Annotated in this window: 18 protein-coding genes; 13 read left to right on the top strand and 5 right to left on the bottom strand. The window is 75.3% G+C overall.

All coding sequences use genetic code 11. The features are described from left to right. Positions 1–86 precede the first annotated feature (86 nt). Genes GA0070606_RS28440 through GA0070606_RS28415 form a run of 6 tightly spaced genes read left to right on the top strand, consistent with a single transcriptional unit; the run spans position 87 to position 6,257 of the window. Positions 87–1,019: an STM4015 family protein gene (locus tag GA0070606_RS28440; protein ID WP_091106296.1), complete on the top strand. Its 933-nt coding sequence runs from the start codon at positions 87–89 to the stop codon at positions 1,017–1,019. Beyond that, positions 1,016–1,972: an STM4015 family protein gene (locus GA0070606_RS28435; RefSeq protein WP_245724848.1), complete on the top strand. Its 957-nt coding sequence runs from the start codon at positions 1,016–1,018 to the stop codon at positions 1,970–1,972. Before GA0070606_RS28440 ends, GA0070606_RS28435 begins: the two co-directional genes overlap by 4 nt. Before the next feature lies 1 nt (position 1,973). Beyond that, positions 1,974–3,245: an STM4014 family protein gene (locus GA0070606_RS28430; RefSeq protein WP_176737460.1), complete on the top strand. Its 1,272-nt coding sequence runs from the start codon at positions 1,974–1,976 to the stop codon at positions 3,243–3,245. Then, on the top strand, positions 3,233–4,036 hold the full coding sequence (locus tag GA0070606_RS28425; protein WP_091106295.1) for an STM4013/SEN3800 family hydrolase: 804 nt from the start codon (positions 3,233–3,235) through the stop codon (positions 4,034–4,036). Before GA0070606_RS28430 ends, GA0070606_RS28425 begins: the two co-directional genes overlap by 13 nt. Continuing rightward, positions 4,033–5,355, top strand: a complete 1,323-nt coding sequence (locus GA0070606_RS28420; protein WP_245724847.1) for an STM4012 family radical SAM protein — start codon at positions 4,033–4,035, stop codon at positions 5,353–5,355. Before GA0070606_RS28425 ends, GA0070606_RS28420 begins: the two co-directional genes overlap by 4 nt. Next, positions 5,352–6,257, top strand: a complete 906-nt coding sequence (locus tag GA0070606_RS28415; RefSeq protein WP_091106293.1) for an STM4011 family radical SAM protein — start codon at positions 5,352–5,354, stop codon at positions 6,255–6,257. The genes GA0070606_RS28420 and GA0070606_RS28415 overlap by 4 nt, the downstream gene beginning before the upstream one ends. Position 6,258: 1 nt before the next feature. On the opposite strand, the gene GA0070606_RS28410 is transcribed toward GA0070606_RS28415, so the two are convergent. Together GA0070606_RS28410 and GA0070606_RS28405 are read right to left on the bottom strand one after the other, a co-directional pair. Beyond that, on the bottom strand, positions 6,259–7,851 hold the full coding sequence (locus GA0070606_RS28410) for an MDR family MFS transporter (protein ID WP_091106292.1): 1,593 nt from the start codon (positions 7,849–7,851) through the stop codon (positions 6,259–6,261). A gap of 62 nt (positions 7,852–7,913) precedes the next feature. Then, on the bottom strand, positions 7,914–8,534 hold the full coding sequence (locus GA0070606_RS28405; protein WP_245724846.1) for an acyl-CoA-like ligand-binding transcription factor: 621 nt from the start codon (positions 8,532–8,534) through the stop codon (positions 7,914–7,916). Between the two features lie 272 nt (positions 8,535–8,806). Here GA0070606_RS28405 and GA0070606_RS28400 point away from each other — a divergent pair, with 272 nt between their 5' ends. Beyond that, complete coding sequence (locus GA0070606_RS28400) at positions 8,807–9,742, top strand: hypothetical protein (protein ID WP_091106291.1); 936 nt, start codon at positions 8,807–8,809, stop codon at positions 9,740–9,742. Positions 9,743–9,802: 60 nt separating this feature from the next. Here GA0070606_RS28400 and GA0070606_RS28395 read toward each other — a convergent pair whose 3' ends face one another. After that, complete coding sequence (locus GA0070606_RS28395; RefSeq protein WP_091106290.1) at positions 9,803–10,375, bottom strand: dTDP-4-dehydrorhamnose 3,5-epimerase family protein; 573 nt, start codon at positions 10,373–10,375, stop codon at positions 9,803–9,805. A gap of 168 nt (positions 10,376–10,543) precedes the next feature. Between GA0070606_RS28395 and rfbD the strand changes: the two genes are divergently transcribed. The 5 genes from rfbD to GA0070606_RS28370 all read left to right on the top strand — a co-directional run bounded on the left by rfbD (position 10,544) and on the right by GA0070606_RS28370 (position 15,453). Beyond that, positions 10,544–11,539 (top strand): dTDP-4-dehydrorhamnose reductase, encoded by a 996-nt coding sequence (rfbD, locus tag GA0070606_RS28390; RefSeq protein WP_091106289.1) that lies wholly within the window; start codon positions 10,544–10,546, stop codon positions 11,537–11,539. Further along, a complete protein-coding gene (gene rfbB / locus GA0070606_RS28385) occupies positions 11,536–12,564 on the top strand; it encodes a dTDP-glucose 4,6-dehydratase (protein WP_091106288.1) in 1,029 nt (342 codons plus the stop codon). Before rfbD ends, rfbB begins: the two co-directional genes overlap by 4 nt. Before the next feature lie 39 nt (positions 12,565–12,603). Further along, positions 12,604–12,876 carry a hypothetical protein gene (locus GA0070606_RS28380; protein WP_091106287.1) on the top strand — a complete coding sequence of 91 codons (273 nt, stop codon included), beginning with the start codon at positions 12,604–12,606 and terminating at the stop codon, positions 12,874–12,876. 312 nt (positions 12,877–13,188) lie between these two features. Next, positions 13,189–14,367 carry an aminotransferase class V-fold PLP-dependent enzyme gene (locus GA0070606_RS28375; RefSeq protein ID WP_176737459.1) on the top strand — a complete coding sequence of 393 codons (1,179 nt, stop codon included), beginning with the start codon at positions 13,189–13,191 and terminating at the stop codon, positions 14,365–14,367. Between the two features lie 171 nt (positions 14,368–14,538). Next, a complete protein-coding gene (locus GA0070606_RS28370; protein WP_245724845.1) occupies positions 14,539–15,453 on the top strand; it encodes a homocysteine S-methyltransferase family protein in 915 nt (304 codons plus the stop codon). A 10-nt stretch (positions 15,454–15,463) separates the two neighbouring features. Here GA0070606_RS28370 and add read toward each other — a convergent pair whose 3' ends face one another. After that, entirely contained in the window at positions 15,464–16,528 is a 1,065-nt protein-coding gene (gene add, locus GA0070606_RS28365; RefSeq protein ID WP_176737458.1) for an adenosine deaminase, read from the bottom strand. Positions 16,529–16,684: 156 nt separating this feature from the next. Here add and GA0070606_RS28360 point away from each other — a divergent pair, with 156 nt between their 5' ends. Continuing rightward, a complete protein-coding gene (locus GA0070606_RS28360; RefSeq protein ID WP_091106284.1) occupies positions 16,685–17,398 on the top strand; it encodes a winged helix-turn-helix transcriptional regulator in 714 nt (237 codons plus the stop codon). Here the strand turns inward: GA0070606_RS28360 and GA0070606_RS28355 are convergent. Then, the gene (locus tag GA0070606_RS28355; RefSeq protein ID WP_176737457.1) at positions 17,326–18,156 is read right to left on the bottom strand and encodes an NADPH-dependent F420 reductase; all 831 of its coding nucleotides are present in this window, start codon (positions 18,154–18,156) and stop codon (positions 17,326–17,328) included. The two genes, GA0070606_RS28360 and GA0070606_RS28355, sit on opposite strands and share 73 nt — an antisense overlap. Positions 18,157–18,303 lie beyond the last annotated feature (147 nt).

Raw genomic sequence — 18,303 nt, 5'->3', positions numbered from 1 at the left:
ACCGGCCGGTCGGCCGTCGCTGATCATCTTGTCGGGCGGACCTGTTACGGTCGCGCCGCCGCTGCGCCAGTCGACCGGAGGTAGGCGTGATCAGCTCGCACGTGTCGTCGTTCGCCGGATTGCCGGTTGTCCCGTTCACCCCGGGCATGACACTCCCCGACGATCCGTCGGCGGTCGCCTGGCGGCTGGAGGTCGAGGACTTCGACGCGGAGCCCGAGGAGTTCGCCGGCCTGATGGGGGCGATGCGCGGGCAGGTGCCCGCCGACGCGGTGCGCGCCCTGGTGATCGGCGAGTGGGGCGAGGCGTACGAGCGGCCGCTGCCGATCGAGCCGCTGGTCGAGGCGGCCGGAGCGTGGACAGGGCTGCGGGCGGTCTTCCTCGCCGACCTGACCTACGAGCAGTGCGAGATCTCCTGGCTCCGGCACGGCGACCTCACCCCGCTGCTGCGGGCGTACCCGGCGCTGGAGGTGCTGTGGGTGCGCGGCGCGCAGGACCTACGGCTGGAGCCGGTCCGACACACCGGGCTGCGCGAGCTGCGGTTCGAGTCCGGCGGGCTGCCCGCCGAGGTGGTCCGCGCCGTCGGCGCCTGCGAGCTGCCCGCCCTGCGCCGGCTCGACCTGTGGCTCGGCCGGTCCGACTACGGCGGCGACGCGAGCGTCGACGACCTGGCCGGGGTGCTCTCCGGTGTCGGCCTGCCCGCCCTGCGCCACCTCGGGGCGTGCAACGCCGAGATCGCCGACGCGGTGGCGGCGGCGCTCGCCACCGCGCCGGTCGTGCCCCGGCTGGAGATCCTCGACCTGTCGAAGGGCACGCTGACCGACGAGGGCGCGAAGGCGCTGCTGGCCGGCCAGCCGCTGACCCACCTGGCACGCCTCGACCTGCACCACCACTACCTCTCCGAGGAGATGGCCGCGTCGGTGGCCGCCGCGCTGCCGGGCGTGCGGGTCGACCTGTCCGACCCGCAGACCGCCGAGGACTACGACGGCACACTCCACCGCTACACCGCGGTCGGGGAGTGATCGCGTTGACCTTCGTCTCGCACGCGCGCGAATTCGCCGGCCGGCCGGTGGTGGACGTCCCCGACGACGGGCCACTGCCCACCGTGGACGGCCCGGTCTCGTGGCGGTTCGGCGTCTGGCACTTCGACGGCGCCACCGACGAGGGCCTCTCGGAGGAGTTCCGGGTGGCGTTCGACCAGTTCGTCGCGCAGGCCGGGCCGTCCGTGGAGTCCCTGGTCGTCGGCCCCTGGGGCTACGCCGCGTTCCACCCCGCCCCGATCGCGCAGCTCTGCGCGGCGGCGTCCCGCCTGCCCGCCCTGCGTGCCCTGTTCCTCGGTGACATGACCAGCGAGGATTGCGAGGTCTCCTGGATCAGGGTGGGCGACGTCAGCCCGCTGCTGACGGCTTATCCGGCCCTGGAGGTGCTGCGCGTGCGCGGCGGCGAGGACCTCGCCTTCTCCCCCGTCCGGCACGACCGGCTGCGGGAGCTGGCGGTGGAGAGCGGCGGGCTGTCCCGGGAGTTCGTCGGCGCGGTGCTCGACTCCGACCTGCCCGCCCTGACCGACCTGGAGTTGTGGCTCGGCACCGCCGACTACGGCGGCGACGCCCGAGTGGCCGACCTGGCCCCGCTGCTGGCCGGGGAACGGTTCCCCGCGCTGCGCCGGCTCGGGTTGCGCAACGCGGAGATCGCCGACGACCTCGCCGAGGCGCTGGCGTCGGCGCCGGTGACGGCGCGCCTGGAACGCCTCGACCTGTCGCTGGGCACGCTCGGCGACCGGGGCGCGGCGGCCCTGACCGGCGGGCGGACGCTGACCCACCTGGCGGAGTTGGACCTGCACCACCACTACCTGTCGGAGGAGATGGCCGCCGCGGTGGCCGCCGCACTGCCGGGTGTCCGGGTCGACGTGTCCGACCCGAAGGAGCCCGACGAGTACGACGGCGAGAGCTACCGCTACACGGCGGTGTCGGAGTGACATGCGGCTGACCGTCGTCGGCAACCCCGGCAACCGCCGGGTCGACCTGTTCGCCCGGGCCGCGCTGGCCGCCGGCCTGCCCCGGCCGACGGTGCTGCCCTGGGCCGACGTGCTCACCGGGGCCGCCCCGCCGGCGCCGGGCACGCTGGTGCGGGTCGACTCGCCCGGTGAGGACCCGGAGGTGGACCGGCTGCTGCGCCGGGCCGCCGTCCCGGCGCGGCACGGCGAGCTGGTCGGCCTGGCCGACACGTACGCGGGTCTGGTGTCCGGCCTGGGCCGGGTCGCCGCCGGCGGCGCGGAGCTGCTCAACGACCCGGCCGACGTCGCGGCCATGTGCGACAAGCGGCGCTGCCACGCGCGGCTCTCCGCCGCCGGGGTGCCGGTGCCGGCAGCGCTGCCACCGGTGCGCGGGTGGCGGGAGCTGCGGGCGGCGATGGCGGCGGCCGGCTGGAGCCGCGTGTTCGTCAAGCCGGCGCACGGCTCGTCCGCCGCCGGGGTGATCGCGCTGGCGGTCGCCGGGCACCGGGTGCAGGCGGTCACCACCGTCGAGGTCACCCCCGACGGGCTGTTCAACTCGCTGCGGCCGCGCCGCTACGCCGACGAGGCCGAGGTCGCCGCGATCGTCGACCGGCTCGCCCCCGACGGCCTGCACGTGGAGCGGTGGCTGCCCAAGGCGGGGCTCGGCGACCGGGTGGTCGACCTGCGGGTGGTGGTGGTCGCCGGGCGGCCCACCCACGCCGTGGTGCGGGCCGCCCGGGGGCCGCTGACCAACCTGCACCTGGGCAACGCGCGCGGCGACCTCGCCGCGCTGCGGGCCGCCGCCGGGCCGGCGGGCTGGGCGGCGGCGATGGAGACCTGCGAGCGGGTCGCGGCGTGTTTTCCCCGCACCCTCCAGGTGGGGGTCGACCTGATGTTCCTCGTCGGCTGGCGGCGCCACGCGGTGGCCGAGGTCAACGCGTTCGGCGACCTGCTGCCCGGCGTGCTGGCCGACGGGCGGGACACCTACGCCGAGCAGGTGCGTGCCCTCACCGACGGCCGCTGGCAGCGTTGGCGCGGCGCAGCGGCGCTCCCGGAGACCACGCACGGCGACGCGCCGGCAAGGCAGACGGCGCACGGCGACGCGGCGGGGCGCGGGACCACGCACGGCGACGCGCCGGAAACGCAGACGGTGCCGGGCGGCGCGCCGGGGCGCGAGAACACGCGCGGCGGCGCGCCGGGGCGGCAGGCGACGCGCGACGCGGTGGGGCGGGAGGCGTTGCCGTGCGGAGCCTGATCGGAAGCCACGACCTGCTCCTGCTCACCCTCGACACGCTCCGCTACGACGTCGCCGCCGACCTGGCGGAGCGGGGGCGCACACCGCACCTGGCGCGGGCACTGCCCGGCGGCCGGTGGGAGCGTCGGCACTCCCCCGCCAGCTTCACCTACGCCGCGCACCACGCGTTCTTCGCCGGATTTCTGCCGACCCCGGTCACGCCGGGCCGGCACGAGCGGCTGTACGCGGCGGCCTTCCCGGGCAGCGAGACGTCCGGCGCCGACACCTGGGTTTTCGACGCCCCCGACCTGCCCACGGCGCTCGCCGGCGTCGGCTACCACACGCTCTGCCTGGGCGGCGTCGGCTTCTTCAACCGACGCAGCCCGCTCGGGGCGGTGCTGCCGGGGCTGTTCGCCGAGGCGCACTGGGAGCCGGAGTTCGGGGTCACCTCCCCCACCTGCCTGGACGCGCAGCTCGACCGGCTGGCCGAGGTGCTGCCCCGGGTGCCGGCGCACCGGCCGCTGTTCACGTTCCTCAACGTCGCCGCCCTGCACCAGCCCAACCGGCACCACCTGCCCGGCGCGCGGGTCGACGACCTGGCCAGCCACGCCGCCGCCCTGGAGTACGTCGACGGCCGCATCGACCGGCTCTTCGCCCTGCTCACCGGGCGGGGCCGGCCGGTGTTCGCGATCGTCTGCGCCGACCACGGCACCGCCTACGGCGAGGACGGCCACACCGGCCACCGGATCGGCCACGACGTGGTGTGGACGGTCCCGTACGCCCACTTCACCCTGCACCCGGGAGAATGGTGACCAGCACCGACACGGGCCTCGACGGCTCGCCCTACCAGCAGTACCTGTACGCGTACCCGCACAAGACCTCCTACCGGCCGCTGCGCCCGCGCCCGCTGCTGACGGACGTGTGGCGGGCGCAGGCGCGCGACGCGCTCTTCCTCTACGTCCACGTGCCGTTCTGCGAGATGCGCTGCGGGTTCTGCAACCTGTTCACCCGCGCCAACGCGCCCGCCGAGCAGGTGACGGCGTACCTGCGGCAGTTGCGCCGGCAGGCCGGGCGGATCGCCGACGCGCTCGGCCCCGACGCCGGCTACGCGCGCGCGGCGTTCGGCGGTGGCACGCCCACCTACCTGACCGCCGACGAACTGACCGAGCTGTTCGCCGTCGCCACCGCGATGGGGGCCCGGCTGCCGGGCGTACCGCTGTCGGTGGAGACCTCGCCGGCGACCGCCACGCCGGACCGGCTCGCGGTGCTCGCCGCGCACGGCGCCACCCGGGTGAGCATCGGCGTGCAGAGCTTCCTCGACGCCGAGGCCCGCGCCGCCGGCCGCCCGCAGCGGCGCGCGGAGGTCGAGGCGGCCCTGGCCGCGATCCGCGACGCCCGGATCCCCGTGCTCAACGTCGACCTGATCTACGGCATCGACGGGCAGACCGCCGACACGTGGCGGGAGAGCCTCGACGCGGCCCTGGCGTGGCGCCCGGAGGAGCTCTACCTCTACCCGCTCTACGTGCGCCCGCTGACCGGGCTCGGGCGGCGGGCGCACGCCCGCGCGGACTGGGACGCCCAGCGGCTCGCCCTCTACGAGCAGGCGGTGGCGACGCTGCGCGCGGCCGGCTACCGGCAGGAGTCGATGCGCCAGTTCCGCCGCGCCGACGCGCCGGTGCCGGACGGGCCGGACTACTGCTGTCAGGACGACGGCATGGTGGGCCTGGGCTGCGGCGCCCGCTCCTACACCACGTCGCTGCACTACTCGTTCGACTACGCCGTCGGCGTGTCGCAGGTGCGGGCGGTGCTCGACGACTACCTGGCCCGCCCGGCCGACGACTTCCGGTACGCCGAGTTCGGGTTCGCCCTCGACGGCGCGGAGCAGCGCCGCCGGTGGCTGCTCAAGTCGCTGCTGCGCGCCGACGGCGTCGACGCGACCGCCTACCGGGCGCGGTTCGGCCGCCCGCCCGGCGAGGACTTCCCGGAGCTGGGCCGGCTGGTCGACCGGGGCTGGGCCACCGACGGCGGGCTGCGGCTGACGCCGGCCGGGCTGGCCCGCTCCGACGCGATCGGCCCGTGGCTGACCTCGGCCCGGGTCCGCGACGCGATGACCGGGTACGTGCCGAGGTGAACCTCGCGATCCTCTACCGGGGCCCGCTGGCGAGCTGCAACTACGACTGCCCGTACTGCCCTTTCGCCAAGCGGCACGACCCGCCCGAGCTGCTGCGCGCCGACCGGGCCGCGCTGGAGCGCTTCGCCGGCTGGGTGACGGCCACCACCGACGTGCGGCTGTCGGTGCTGTTCACCCCGTGGGGCGAGGGGTTGACCCGCCGCTGGTACCGGGACGCGATGGTGTCGTTGTCGCACCTGCCGCACGTCGAGCGGGTGGTCATCCAGACCAACCTCGCCGCCCGGGTGGACTGGCTGGCCGACGCCGACCCGCGCGCCGCCGCCCTGTGGACGACCTACCACCCCGGCCAGGTCGACCGGGACCGCTTCCTGGGCCGCTGCGCCCGGCTGACCGAGCTGGGCGTCCGCTACTCGGTGGGGGTGGTGGGCCTGCCGGAGCACCTCGACGAGGCGCGGGCGCTGCGGGCCGCCCTGCCCGCCGAGGTCTACCTGTGGGTCAACGCCGCCGAGGGCCGGCGCTACGACGCCGCCGAGGAGGCGACCTGGACGGAGCTGGATCCGCTGTTCGGCTGGAGCGTCCGCCCGCACGTGTCGCTCGACCGGCCGTGCCACGCGGGCGAGACGGCGATCTCGGTACTCGGCGACGGCACGGTCCGCCGCTGCCACTTCGTCGCCGAGCCGATCGGCAACCTTTACGACGGCTCGTGGCGCTCGGCCCTGCGCCCCCGCCCGTGCGTCAACGCGGTCTGCGACTGCCACATCGGGTACGTCCACCTCAAGCCGCTCGGCCTGCGCGACGTCTTCGCCGGCGGGGTGCTGGAGCGCATCCCGGCCGCCTGGCCGGCGGCGCACACGGGAAAGGGGCGACCCGACACGGGCCGGGCCGCCCCTTCCGGCGGGTGACTCAGTGCGCGCCGGGTACGGCCGCGACCGCCTCCTCCCGGGCCCGCCGCTCGTCACCGCTGAGGGTGTGCAGCGGCTTCTCCCGGATGAACAGCACCACCACCAGGGCGAGCACCGCGAAGGGGGTGGCCACCAGGAACAGCTCGCCGGTGGCGGTCCCGTACACGTCCTGGACGATCCTCAGCACCGGCTCGGGCAGGGCGGACAGGTCGGGCACCTCGGTGGAACCCTCCCCGCCCGGGGCGCCGCCGGCCAGCGGCCCGAGCTTCTCCGCGCTCAGCGTGGCCACCCGGTTCGCCAGCACCGCGCCGAGCGCGCTGACGCCGATCGTGCCGCCCATGCTGCGGAAGAAGGTCAGCACGGAGGTGGCGGCGCCCAGCTCGTGCGCCGGCACGTCGTTCTGCGCGGCGAGCACGAGGTTCTGCATGAGCATGCCGACACCGACGCCGAGCACCGCCATGTAGACGCTGAGCAGCAGCACGCTGGTCCCGGTGTCGATGGTGGCCAGCAGCAGCATGCCGACGACCATCACGGCGGCGCCGGCCACCAGGTAACGCTTCCAGCGGCCGTACTTGGTGATCAGCTGGCCGGCCACCGTCGACGAGACCAGCAGGCCCATGATCATCGGCAGGCTCATCAGGCCCGCCACCGTCGGCGACTTGCCCAGCGAGAGCTGGAAGTACTGCGACAGGAACACGGTGCCGCCGAACATGGCCACGCCGACCAGGACGCTGGCGACGGTGGTCAGCGAGACCGTCCGGTTGCGGAAGATGTCCAGCGGCACGATCGGCTCCTCGGCGCGGGACTCCACCCAGACGGCCAGCGCCAGCAGGGCGAGGCCGCCACCGACCATGAGCGCCGTCCACCCGGAGGCCCAGGCGAACTTGTTGCCGGCCAGCGACGACCAGACCAGCACGGTGGAGACCCCGGAGGTGATGAGCAGCGCCCCCAGCCAGTCGATCTTCACCTTGCGGCGGGTCACCGGCAGGTGCAGGGTGCGCTGGAGCAGGAAGATGGAGAGCAGGGTGAACGGGACGCCGATCAGGAAGCACCAGCGCCAGCCGAGCCAGGAGGTGTCCACCAGGACGCCGCCGATCAGCGGGCCGGCGATGGTGCCCACGCCGAACACGGCGCCGAAGATGCCGGCGTAGCGGCCCAGCTCCCGGGGCGGGATCATGGCCGCCATCACGACGGTGGCCAGGGCGGTCATGCCGCCGGCGCCGATGCCCTGCACGACCCGGCTGACCAGCAGCACCTCGACGTTCGGGGTCAGCCCGGCGATCAGCGAGCCGATCACGAAGAGGCCGAGGGAGAGCTGGATCAGCAGCTTCTTGCTGTAGAGGTCGGCCATCTTGCCCCACAGCGGCACGGTCGCCGTCATGGCCAGCAGCTCGGTGGTGACGATCCAGGTGTAGACCGTCTGGGTGCCGTTCAGGTCGGCGATGATGCGCGGCAGCGCGTTCGCCACGACCGTGGAGGCGAGGATCGACACGAACATGCCGACCATCAGGCCGGAGAGCGCCTGGAGCACCTCTCGGCGGGACATGCGGCCGGCGCCGACCTCGGGGGTCTTGGCGGGCACGGTGGCGGTCATTGACGCTTCCTCACGGGTCACGGGCCTTCCGGGGACCGTTTCCCCGGTAGGAGATTGCAGGGTCAGGACGGGTCCGGCTGCGGCAGCCCCGCGGCGAGCGCGGCGAACGCCTCGTCGACGAGGTCGGCCAGCTCCGGTCCGTCGGACCGGGTGGCCCACCGGGTCATCGCGACGCGCAACGCCGCGCCGGTCACGGCGGTGACGAGCGCCGGGTAGCCGTGGTCGGGCCCGACCCCGATCCGCGCCGCGACGACCTCGGTGACGGCCCGCTCGGCCTCGGCGTTGCCGGCGACCAGACGGGGCAGCAACACCGGGTTGCGCGCCACCACGTCCATCCGCAGACGCCACAGCTCGCGCTCGGTCCGCACCTCGTCGATCACCTCGTCGAGCGCGGTCCGCAGCGCGGTCAGCACCGGCACCTGCGGCGGCACGGCGGCCAGCCGCGCCACCAGTCGCATCGCGTCGCCCGCGTGGTCGCCGACCAGCGCCTCGTCCTTGCAGGCGAAGTAGTTGAAGAACGTACGCGGGGAGACCTGGGCCGCCTCGCTGATCTCCTCCACCGTCACCTGGGCCAGCCCGCGCTCGGCCACCAGGCGGAGGGCGGCCTCCGTCAGCGCGGCCCGGGTGAGGCGCTTCTTGCGGTCACGCCGGCCGGGAGCGGGTCCGGCCGCCTCGATGTCCACGCGGCGACGCTACAAGCGATCTTGCAGTTTCTGCAATAAGTAATCCGTCAAGTGACGCGGGCCACGGCCCCGCCGGGCGACGCGCCGCCATCCGGCGCCGGCGACCAACCACCGCCCCGCTCGGCCGTACGCGGCCACCGGCCGCGGGCGGTGCGGCCGGTGGCCGTAGGCGGGGACGCCCGGCGGCCGGCGTCGAGCAGCCGGCGGCGCCTCCCGGGGCATCGGGCAACCTGCGAGAACACCGACGTGCGGCCGGTCACCAAAATCCAGTCATGACTGTCACTGGGCAAGGAGCCGCGGCCGTCGCGCCGCGGGAGACACCGGTCGGGCGGGGACGGGTCGTGCTGCTCGCCACCGCCGCGGGTGTGCTGCTGTCGGTGCTGTGGTCCTACGAACTCGTCGACCACGTCATCGGCGACTCGGTGGCCAACGCGCTGCTCGGCCACGACGCCAAGGCGACCGCGATCGGCGGCACCCTGGCCGGCCTCGTCTTCGCCTTCGTGTCCGGGCTGGCCGGCACGTTCACCGCCTGCAACATCGCCATGGCGGCGTCGATCGGGCCGATGAGCCAGGCCGGCGGGGCCTCGGCGACGAGGACGGGGCTGCGCAGCCTGGTGCGGCCGGTGGCCTGGCTCACGGCCGGCATGGTGGCCGTCGCCGCGGTCTACGGCTTCGTCGGCGTGCTGGTCGGCGAGGGGCTGCCCCAGTTGTCCACCGGGACCGTCGGCGGCCTCCCGGTACGCCTGGTCCAGTCCATGATCGTCTTCGGGGTGATCGGGCTGGCCTTCGTCTACCTGGGCCTGGCCGCTCTCGGGGTGCTGCGGGATCCGTTCGCGAACCGACCGGCGGCCCGGGTGGTGGTGCTCGGCGCCCTCGTCGGCGGCTTCCTGATCGGCCGGCCGTACCCGCTGTTCAACAAGCTCTTCCACTGGGCCGTGGAGACCGGCAACCCGCTCTACGGGGCCGGCGCGTTCGTCCTCCAGTCCCTCGGCAACGTCGCGATCGTCACGGTGCTGTTCGCCCTGGTCGTGGTGCTCACCCGCGGCCGGTTCGTGCGCTGGCTGGCGGCGAGCCCGCAGCGGACCGCCGCGCTGACCGGCGGGATGCTGATCGCGCTGGGCGTGTTCATGGTCGTCTACTGGGACGTCCGGCTACCGGCGATGTTCGACTACGGATGGTTCCCGACCATGCCGTACAACAGCAGGTGAGGGATGCCGCGCGGGCCCGGCGTCGGACCCGCGGTGGCGTCCGGGCGGTGCCGCGTCCCGCTACCCGTGCGGGACGTAGGCCGGCAGCACCCCGGCGGCCAGCGCCTGCGCCACGGTCTGGGCGGTGGCGTCCCGGGTCGACAGTCGCCTCGGCCCGGCCGGCCAGGTGATTCCGAGTTCCGGGTCGAGGGGGTTGACGGTGCGTTCGGCCGCCGGGTCGTACGGCGACGAGCACAGGTACACGACGGTGGCCGGCTCGGTCAACGCGCAGAACGCGTGCCCGAGCCCGGCGTCGAGGTGGACGGCCCGCCGGTCGACGTCGTCCAGCCGCACCGCCTCCCACCGGCCGAAGGTCGGCGAGCCCACCCGCAGGTCCACCACGACGTCGAGCACGGCACCGGAGACGCAGGTGATGTACTTGTCCTGGCCGGGTGGCACGTCCACCAGATGGATGCCGCGGATCACCCCCCGTCCCGAGACGGAGACGTTGGACTGCGCCAGCGTGAACGGCCGTCCGACCGCCTCGGTGAAGCGGCCCGCCTGGTACCACTCCAGGAACATGCCCCGGTCGTCGTGGTGCTGCTCCGGGGTTACCAGCCACGAACCCTCGATCGTCAACGCCCGGATGTCCACCACTGTCCTCCTCGCCCGTCGCGGAACCCCGCGGCCGGCCACGGTCGGCCGCCGGGCCAGCGAATCCGAAAACCGACGCGGCGTCCACCGGCCACGCCGGAGCGTCCATCGTCCATTGTGGATTACGACTTCGGAACGGCGGAGGCGACGACGCACCGGAGTTCGGCGATGAGCGCGCCGGCACCGCGGCTGCTGGTGACCGGGGCGGGCGGGTTGCTGGGCCGCGAGCTGTGCGAGGTCCTCGCCGTCGCCGAGGGCCGGCACACCACCCTCGACCGGGCCGGGCTCGACATCACCGACGCCGCCGCCGTCCGGCGCGCGGTGCCCGGCCACGACGTGGTCGTCAACGCCGCCGCCTGGACCGACGTCGACGGGGCCGAGTCGGACGAGGCCGGCGCCACGGCGGTGAACGGCGCCGGCCCCGCCCACCTGGCCCGGGCCTGCGCGCGCAGCGGGGCGGTCCTGATCCACCTGTCCAGCGACTACGTCTTCTCCGGCGAGACCGAGGTGCCCTGGCCCGAGGACGCCCCGCCGGCGCCGTTGAACGCGTACGGCCGCAGCAAGCTCGCGGGCGAGCGGGCCGTGCGTGACCTGCTACCCGGTCGGGGCTACGTCGTCCGCACGGGCTGGCTGTACGGCCGCCACGGCCCCAACTTCGTCCGGGCGGTGCTGCGCCGGGCCGCCGAGACGGAGTTCGTGGACGTGGTGGACGACCAGCACGGCCAGCCCACCTGGGCCAGGGCGCTGGCCGCCCGCCTGGTGACGCTGGCCGGGCTGGCCGCCGCCGGACGGGCGCCGGCCGGCATCTACCACGGCACCGCGGCCGGCCGGACCACCTGGTACGGCTTCGCCCGCGCGGTCTTCGCGCTGCACGGGCTCGACCCGGGCCGGGTGCGCCCGACGGACAGCCGGGCGGTCGCCGCCCGGCCGGCGCGACGGCCACGGATCTCCGTCCTCGGGCACGACGGGTGGGCGCGGGCCGGGCTCGGCCCGCTGCCGCCGTGGCGGCGGATGATCGAGGCGGCCGTGGCCGAGCAGCAGAGCGCGGCCGTGGCCGAGCAGCAGAGCCCGGCCGTGGCCGAGCAGCAGAGCCCGGCCGTGGCCGAGCAGCGGAGCCCGGCCGTGGCCGGCGGCGCGGGTCGCACGCGACGGAGGCCGGCATGACGGCGACGCGGATCCTCGTCACCGGCGGGGCCGGCTTCATCGGCTCGCACTACGTCCGGACCCTGCTGGGCCCCGCCGGACCGCGCGGCGTCCGGATCACCGTGCTGGACAAGCTGACGTACGCGGGCAACCTCGCCAACCTGCGCCCGGTCGCCGCCCACCCCGGCTACCGTTTCGTCCGCGGCGACATCTGCGACAGCCTCCTGGTCGACCGGCTGGTGGCGGAGCACGACCAGGTCGTGCACTTCGCCGCCGAGTCCCACGTCGACCGGTCCATCGCCGACGGCGGCGACTTCGTCCGCACCAACGCGCTGGGCACCTACACGCTGCTGGAGGCGGTCCGGCGGCGGCACGGCGACGGCGCGGCCTTCGTGCACGTCTCGACGGACGAGGTGTACGGCTCGATCGAGCAGGGCACGTGGCCGGAGACGGACCCGGTCCTGCCGAGCTCGCCGTACGCCGCCGCGAAGGCCGCCAGCGATCTGCTCGCCCTCGCCTTCGTCCGCACCCACGGGCTGGACGTGCGGGTGACGCGGTGCGCCAACAACTACGGCCCGCACCAGCACCCGGAGAAGCTGGTGCCGCTGGCGATCACGAACCTGCTGGACGGCGGCGACGTCCCGCTCTACGGCGACGGGCTGCACGTACGCGACTGGCTGCACGTCGACGACCACGTCCGGGCGCTGGAGCTGGTGCGGACGCGGGGCCGGGCCGGCGAGGTCTACAACATCGGCGGCGGCACGCAGCTGACCAACCGGGAGATGGCGGAGCGCCTGCTGGAGGCGTGCGGGGCCGCCCCCGACCGGATCCGGTACGTCGAGGACCGCAAGGGGCACGACCGGCGCTACGCGGTCGACTGGAACAAGATCAGATGCGAGCTCGGGTACGCGCCGCGCCGGGATCTCGCCGACGGGCTCGCCGAGACCGTCGCCTGGTACCGGGCGAACCGCCCCTGGTGGGAGCCGCTGAAACGACGCCCGCTGTTGCGCAAGCTGGGAGACCGGCAGCAGCGGGCCGCGGGTTAGCCTGGCTGTCCTCGATCGACACCGGACGGGAGGTCCGCGATGGTGTCCGTCGCCTGTCACGGCGGGTTCGCGCCGGACGACGGGCGGGCCGCCGACGCCGGCGCACCCGCCGAGGTGCCCGAGATCGACGCCCGGCACATGTCGTGGCAGACCGGAACCGGCCCGGACGGCGGGGCGGCACAGCGGAACCCCCCACCCGCCCGGGCGAGCGACACGGACCCCTGGTGGTGGGGCGGCCCCCGGGACGCCGACGCGGACGCCGGCCCGGCGGCGACCGACGCCGGGCCGGGCGGCCCCGGGCTCATGCCCTAGCCGGGCGCACCCTCCTCGGGGCGGGCGGCACCCAGCGCGACGGGCGAATTACACCAGTGTCACCACGGGCTCCCCGTACGACGTCGGATGTGATAGTTTTTGCCGAACTGAGAAGAGCCGTTCCACGCGGCCCGTCAGCAACACTCTGGGATAGCACGCAGCTGCGACGAACGCGATGTCCACATGCGCCCATCGAGGAGACACCGTGCCGGTGCCCTGTCGGGACCGTGCTCTGCCTGGTTCCCCGCTGTCGACCGGCACCGCCGCGCGCGCCCGTACGACCGCCGCGACGATCTGATCCCTCCCGTTGAGATGACCTTCGGCGAGCTGAGTACGCTCCCCCTGACCGCCCTGGTGACGCGGCCCGTCACCGAGCAGTTCCCCGAGCTGCGACCGGGCGTCGCGCGGTTCGACGCCCCCGCCGGCACGCTCGTGCACCACGCGGTCCACGACGTGATGGCCCGGTATCCCGCGCACGCCGGGGCCCCCGGCGCGGACGTCGCCCACCCCCGGTCCCGTACGGTGCTCGACTGGGCGGCCGGCCGGTTCCGGGCACTGATCGGGGCGCCCGGCGGCGTCGTGTCGTTCGGCGCCGACATGACGAGCCTGACCGAGGGGTTCGTGCGCTCCGTCGCGCCCACCCTCCGCCCCGGCGACGAGGTGATGTGCACGGCCCTCGACCACGCCGCGAACGTGGACCCGTGGCGCGAGTCCGCCCGGCGGCAGGGCGCCGTCGTCCGGGTGGCGGACCTGTCGCCGAACGGCGAGCTGACCGTCGACGCGGTGACCGAGCAGCTCACCCCGCGTACCCGGTGGGTCGCGGTCACCGCCGGGTCCAACGTCCTGGGCAGCGCGCCGGACATCCCGGCGATCTGCGCGGCCGCGCGGTCCACCGGCGCGCGGATCTTCGTCGACGGGGTGCAGGCGCCGGCGCACCGGTTCGTGGACGTCGCCGCGTGGGGCTGCGACGCCTTCGTCACCTCCGCCGACAAGTGGTACGGCCCGCGGTGCGGGCTGCTGTGGAACCGCGACCGGCGGCTCGGGGCGACGGTCGCCCGGACGGCCGACCGGGCGGGCGCGGCGCGGGGGCCGGGGATCGAGGTGGTGCTCGCCGCCGGGGTGGCGGCCGAGGTGCTGCTGCACTGGGATCGCGCCGCCGTGTTCCGGCACGGCGATCGCCTCGCCAACCTGCTGGCACGCGGGCTGCGGATGATCGACGGGGTGCGCGTCCTCGGCCGCCCGGACGGCAGGTCCCCGGTGCCGATCGTCTCCTTCCAGGTCGCCGGCCGGTCCGCCGCCGACGTGGCGGCGATCCTCGCCGAGGAGGGGATCACCGTGGGGCACGGCACCTTCGGCGCGGAGCGGGCCCTGCGGGCCGTCTCCCCCGGCCGGCCCGACTCCCTGCGGGCCGGGGTGGCCCGCTACACCACCCGCGACGACGTGCGGGCGCTGCTCGGCAGCGTCGCGGCGATCGCCGCACCCCGGTCCTGACCCCGGCCCGGCGCGCGCCGTAGGGTCGTGGCCGTCGGCGTCGTGCCGCTCTCGCAGCTTGCGGAGTTGTCCCACGGCGGCGCGCGGGCGTCGTGCCGCCCCGGCGGGTCGTGCCACGATCGGGCGGGACCGGCCCCGGCGCGCGGGGCCGGCGGGACCGGGGAGGCGCCGGTGGACGGGTCGGGGGTGCCGGCGGCCGGACCGTTACTCCTCGACGGCGGGCTCGGCACCGAGTTGCAGCGCCACGGGCGCTCCGTCACCGCCCCGTGGTGGACGGCGCGCTGCCTGCTGGACGCCGAGGGCCGCCGCCTCGTCTCCCGGGTCCACGACGGTTACGTCGCGGCGGGGGCGGACGTGCTCACCGCCGACACGTTCCGCACCACCCTGCGGGCGGCGTGCCGGGCCGGGGCGGACGACGCCACCGCGGCGGGCCTCGTCCGTACCGCCGTGACGCTGGCCCGCCGGGCCGCCGACGCCGCGGCGGCCGGTCGCCGGGTGCTCGTCGCCGCCTCCGTCGCCCCGGTCGAGGACTGCTACCGGCCCGACCTGGTGCCCGGCGCGGCGGCGCTGCGGCGGGAGCACGGCTGGCTGGCCGAGCAGCTCGCTCGCGCCGGCGTCGACCTGGCGCTGGTCGAGACCATGAACACCGTCCGGGAGGCGGTGACCGCGACCCGGGCGGTACGCGAGCGCGGCCTGCCGGCCTGGGTGAGCTTCGTCTGCACCGGCGACGCGCGCCTGCTGTCCGGTGAGGACCTCGTGGCGGCGGCCGACGCGGTGCGGGTGGCCGGCGCGACGGCGGTCCTGGTGAACTGCACGGATCCCGCCGGGACGGGGCGGGCGCTGCGGCGGCTCCGGGAGGCGGGGCCGGGCCTGCTCGGCGCCTACCCGAACGTGGAGGACCGCAGCGGCGTGCCGCCGGCCACTCCGGTGGACCGGTACCTGCCGCCCCGCCTGGCGCCGGACGCCTTCGCCGGCCTCTGGGACGCCTGGCGCCCGCTCGGGCTCGGCGTCGTCGGCGGTTGCTGCGGCACCACGCCGGCGCACATCGCCGCGCTCCGGTCCCGCCTGTCGCCGTGCCCCGGCTGACCGTGCCCGGTCAGGCGGGCAGGCGGGCGGCGGTCACGCCCAGCCCGGCCAGCTCGGTCGTCACCCGCTCGCGCAGCGCCTGGCGCTCGGTCGGGGGCAGCAGCGCGGCGTCGACGCCGATCAGCGTCATGGCGGCGAGTTCGGCGACGGTGAAGCCGTGCCACTCGACGGCGAACCGGTGTTCGGCGAGTAGGTCGGTGTGGAACATGCTGGGGTCGTCGGTGTTGAGGGTCAGCCGCACCCCGGCGTCCCACAGCCGGCGCAGCGGGTGCGCCCCCGGCTCGGAGACCACGCCGGTACGCAGGTTGCTGACGGGGCAGACGTCGAGGACCACGCCCCGCTCCCGGAGCGCGGCCACCAGGCCCGGGTCCTCGACCGCCCGGACGCCGTGCCCGATGCGGGGCGGGTGGAACGACAGGCAGTCCCAGACGCCCTCGGGCCCCACCGCCTCGCCCGCGTGCGGCACGAGGGGCGTCCCCCGGGCCGCGGCCCACCCGACGGCCTCCCCGAACAGCGACGCGGGACGCCCCGGCTCGAAACCGCCGAGTCCGAGCGCCACCACGCCCCGGTCGGCGCCGGCCACCGCCCACTCGGCGACCCGCTGGCACTCCTCCGGCGGGCCGCCCCGGACGTGGTCGACGATGAAACGCATCGTGACGCCGGTACGACGCCGGGCCCGCTCGGCGCCCCTGGCCACGGCGTCCAACTGCTCGTCGAACGGGATGCCCGCGCCCCGCCAGTGCGTGCCGGGGCTGAACGTCACCTCCAGGTGGCGGACGTTCTGTCGGTGGGCCTCGTCGCCGAGTTCCTCGGTGATCAGTTGCAGGTCGGCCGGGTCGCGCAGCGCCGCACAGCACTGTTCGTACAGATCTGTGAAGTGCCGGAAGTCGCGGAAACGGAACAGCTCCGTCACCGCCGCCTCGTCCAGCCGGCCGAGGTCGAGGCCGTGCCGGCGGGCGACGCGCAGCAGGGTCCCCGGGCGCACCGACCCTTCGAGATGCACGTGCAACTCGACCTTGGGCAGGCGGGCGAGGAGGTCGGCGAGATCGGGCCCGGCCGGTACGGCGGTCGTCACCGGGCCGATTCTAGGCACGTCGCCGATGGACAAACCGCCACGTATCGACGTCGCCGGAATTTACCGAGGCAGCAGGGCAATCTGGAAGAGGCAGTCATGTACTATGTCTAAGTAAAGAGGCGTGGCCGAGTCCGCGCTGCGGCATCGAGGAGCGCCGTGAAAGAGCAACGGGACCGTCGGACATACGGCCAGCAATGCGGGCTGGCCTTCGCACTGGACGTGGTGGGTGAACGGTGGACGCTGCTCATCATCCGTGAGCTGCTGGTCCGGCCGCGCCGCTACCGGGACCTGCTGGACGCCCTGCCGGGCATCGGCACCAATCTGCTCGCCGACCGGCTGGCCTTCCTCACCGAGGCCGGCATCATCCAACCGCTCGACGCCGAGCGACGCACCGCCGGCTACGCGCTCACCGAGCTGGGCGAGAAGCTGCGGGAGCCGGTCCTGGTGCTGGCCCGGTTCGGGTTGACCCTGCTCGCCGAGCAGCCCGCCCGCACGGGCGCCTCGGTCACCCGGGCCTCCTGGGCCGTCCTTGCGATCGAGTCCATGGTCGACCCGGCCAGGGCCTTCGTCGACGAGGTCTACGAGTTCGACATCGAGGGCGAGGTGTTCCACGTCCGCGTCGCCGACGGCGAGGCGCGCACGGTGCAGGGCACCGCCGGGGCCGACGCGACGCTGCGGGTCGCCACGGACGCCCGGACCTTCTTCGACCTCGGCAGCGGCGCGATCGAGCCGGTCGAGGCCGTGGTCAGCGGGGCGGTCTCCGTCACCGGCCCGCCGGCGGCGCTGCCCCGCTGCCTCTACCTGCTCGGCCTGGGCGGCCGACCGGCCGGCGAGCGGGCGCTCTCCGCGGCGGGCGGCGGGCGGCGCTGACGCTCGCCGCCGGCGGCCGGCACCCGCCCGGCCGCCTCGACCTGCGCGGCGGTGGGCGGCCCGCCGCCCAACGGGCCGGGAAGCCCGCCGTTCCGCGGGCCGGGAAGCCCGCCGTCCACCACGGCCAGCGGCTCGGCGACGGCGACCTGGAAGCCGATCCGGCCCCGCAGGGCGTGCCGGCTGCTGATCGCCATCAGCAGGTCGGCCAGCGACTCGAGGGCCGGAGCGCGGTCGATGCCGCCGACGTCCATCGGAGCGAACCCGAGGCGGCGCACCAACGCGCTCGCCTCCGCCTTCGCGCCCGGATGGTCGCCGGCCAGAGGCACGGTGACCGGGCGTCCGTCGAGGACGGGATCGCCCAGCATGCCGGCCGGCACGGTGTTGAGCGCCTTGACGAGGCGCCACTGCGGTAAAAGTTCCGCTAGTAACCGACCGCCGGAACCGGCGGGAGCGGACTGTCCGGGGTCGGCCGGCGGCGGGTTCGTCGCGTCGATGACCGTGCGGCCTCGGCCGTCGTCGAGCCGCCCGGCCAGGGCCAGTTCCACGGCGGCGGCGAACGGCAGCATCAGCACGACCAGGTCGGCGCCGGCGACCACCGCGCCGGTCGGGACCGGCCGGATTCCGGGATACGGGGCGAGGGCCTCGGGCGGCCGCGCGGGGTCGCCGCGACCGGCGATCAGCACCGGCCGCCCGTGCGCCGCAAGCGCCCTGGCCAGGGCGGATCCCATTCGGCCACGGCCGATGATGCCGACGATCATGGGCGGCTCCGTGGGGCGAGGTGGGGGTACGAACCGTGGGGTACGAGCGTCCGCATCTCTCCGCTCCGGGTCGTGGTCTCGAGCCGCCCGGCCTGCGCCGGACCCGACCGACCGAGTGCCGCCGGCGGCCGGCGCCAGTCTCCGGCA

It is taken from the genome of Micromonospora citrea (genome assembly GCF_900090315.1).
GTDB classification, from domain to species: domain Bacteria; phylum Actinomycetota; class Actinomycetes; order Mycobacteriales; family Micromonosporaceae; genus Micromonospora; species Micromonospora citrea.
The sequence above is the reverse complement of the archived record's forward strand: the minus strand, read 5'-3'. Positions and strand labels throughout refer to the sequence as shown.